This window comes from Kaistella sp., from assembly GCF_032060305.1.
Taxonomy (GTDB): domain Bacteria; phylum Bacteroidota; class Bacteroidia; order Flavobacteriales; family Weeksellaceae; genus Kaistella; species Kaistella yananensis.
Window position 1 is genome coordinate 2456 of sequence record NZ_DAMBHK010000108.1, and the last position, 2011, is coordinate 4466.

2 protein-coding genes are annotated in these 2011 nt (G+C 41.5%); both read left to right on the plus strand.

The window, feature by feature from the left end:
- Positions 1-1578 (plus strand): M1 family aminopeptidase (locus V5N63_RS11130; protein ID WP_332034003.1); only part of this gene is annotated, 1578 nt, incomplete at its 5' end.
- Between the two features lie 163 nt (positions 1579-1741).
- A partial coding sequence (locus tag V5N63_RS11135; protein WP_332034004.1) for a co-chaperone GroES occupies positions 1742-2011 on the plus strand: 270 nt, incomplete at its 3' end.

Sequence of the window (2011 nt, forward strand, 5' to 3'; positions counted from 1 at the left end):
AAAAATTTCGAGCAGGTATTAACACCGGCACAGCTGCAGCGTTGGAAGCAGGCACAGACTGCAAATGAACCGCTGGAAATTGTCACTTTAGAAGAAGCTAAAAAAGCCGAAAAGAACAAGTCAAAACAGAGAAAAACCTGGGTTTTCGAAGCGGAAAATGTACGTGATTTCGCCTGGACTTCTTCAAGAAAATTCGTTTGGGACGCCATGAAAGTGGTAATTCCCGAAAACAACAACCAGGTAATGGCGATGAGTCTCTATCCGAAAGAAGCCTATAATCTTTACCGTAAATTCTCTACAAAGGCAGTAGCGCACACGATAAAAACATATTCAGAATTCACGGTGCCTTATCCGTATCCGGTGGCGCAGTCTGTTGAGGCGGCAAACGGTATGGAATATCCGATGATCTGTTTCAATTACGGAAGAACCGAGAAAGACGGAACCTATTCCGAAGGAATCAAAAACGGAATGATCGGAGTAATCATTCACGAAGTTGGTCATAACTTTTTCCCGATGATCATTAATTCCGATGAAAGACAGTGGAGTTGGATGGACGAAGGTTTGAATACTTTCGTAGAATACTTAACAGAAGAAAAATGGGACAATAAATTCCCTTCAAGAAGGGGTCCGGCGCACACGATTGTAGATTATATGAGACTGCCGAAAGATCAGCTTGAGCCCATCATGGTAAATTCAGAGAATATTATTCATTTCGGTCCGAACGCTTATGCAAAACCGGCCACAGGTCTTAATATCTTGCGCGAAACCATCATGGGAAGAGAACTTTTCGATGAGGCGTTTAAGACCTATTCAAAACGTTGGGCTTTCAAACATCCTGAGCCGGCAGATTTCTTCAGAACGATGAATGACGCGAGCGGCGAAAATCTCGACTGGTTCTGGCGTGGCTGGTTCTACGGAACCGATGCGGTAGACATTTCCATTGATAAAGTAACTGTGGCTGCCCCTGATTTTGATGCCGCTCCGAAATCACGGGAAATCAGTTATACTGTCGAAAAGCCTTTGCAGAATGATTTCGAGGATATTTCTAAAATCAGAAACCGAAACGATAAGAACATTGAATTTTATACCGACAAAGACAAGAGCACTCAGGATTTTTACTGGAGATATAACCGCGGAATGGAGAAAGTTGATGACACGAAGAAATATTCCATGAAAATAGACAATATGGAGAAAGTAAGTTTAAAAGACAAAGCGCAACTTCAGAATGTTATTGCTTACCAGATCGATTTCAGCAACAAAGGCGGGTTGGTAATGCCGATTATCCTTGAATTTACTTTCGAGGACGGGACCAAACTCACCGATAAATCATCAGCCCAAATCTGGCGAAAGAACGAGCAGAAAGTTTCTAAAACCTATTATTTCGATAAAAAACTGAAATCCATTCAGCTTGACCCGATGAGAGAGACTGCGGATATCGACACCTCAAACAATTTCTGGGGCGAGATTCCAGCTCCCGCTTCCAAATTTGAAGTCTTCAAACAGAAAAATGAAGCCACCGCAAGAGGCGCAGCACAGGGACAGGTAAATCCAATGCAGGCAGCGGGAAAGAAAAACTAAAATCAGTATTCAAATACGAAAGTCATTCAGCCATCTGAATGATTTTTTTTTCTGCCAAAATTGCACATTAGTTTAACAGTGAATGACAGATTTTCAGATTACTTTTGTTGGCACTGTTTTAGAGAAAAACAGTTCAGTATTTAATAATTTAAACCTAAAAAATATGTCAGTAAATTTCAAACCATTAGCAGACCGCGTTCTGGTAGAGCCCACTGCTGCGGAAACTACAACCGCATCAGGAATCATTATCCCCGACACCGCAAAAGAAAAACCACAGGAAGGCGTTGTGGTAGCAGTAGGTCCGGGCAAAAAAGATGAGCCAACAACTGTACAGGTAGGCGACAAAGTACTTTACGGAAAATATTCAGGTTCTGAATTAAAACTGGATGGTAAAGATTATTTAATTGTAAAAGAAGGTGATCTATTGGGAATT